The 278-nt window shown below is 42.8% G+C and carries 2 pseudogenes; both read left to right on the top strand.

The features are described 5' to 3' along the window. A pseudogene (locus SB660_RS20150) lies at positions 1-160 on the top strand (MATE family efflux transporter); the annotation flags it as partial. Beyond that, positions 157-278: pseudogene (locus SB660_RS20145) on the top strand (sugar transferase); the annotation flags it as partial. The pseudogenes SB660_RS20150 and SB660_RS20145, both read left to right, overlap by 4 nt.

Here is a 278-nt window from a genome sequence, read left to right as displayed (position 1 = left end):
GCTCATTGTGAAGATTGACAGCTGGCCGTCATTGATAGCGACGGGAGTGACAGTCAGCTTTTTCTACGCTGTTTTCGCTTTTATGCTCGTTTGTACAAAAGAGGAAAGACAGCTGGTATTAAAACGGTTTCGAAAAACGAAAGGAGCTGTGAATCTTTGATCCTAAAACGACTTTTTGATCTGACGGCCGCCATTTTTTTGTTGTGCTGTACAAGTGTGATCATTCTGTTCACCATCGCCGTTGTCAGGCTGAAAATAGGATCACCTGTCTTCTTTAA

The organism is Bacillus sp. SIMBA_005, from assembly GCF_046535585.1.
GTDB classification, from domain to species: Bacteria; Bacillota; Bacilli; order Bacillales; family Bacillaceae; genus Bacillus; species Bacillus pumilus.
The sequence above is the reverse complement of the archived record's forward strand: the minus strand, read 5'-3'. Positions and strand labels throughout refer to the sequence as shown.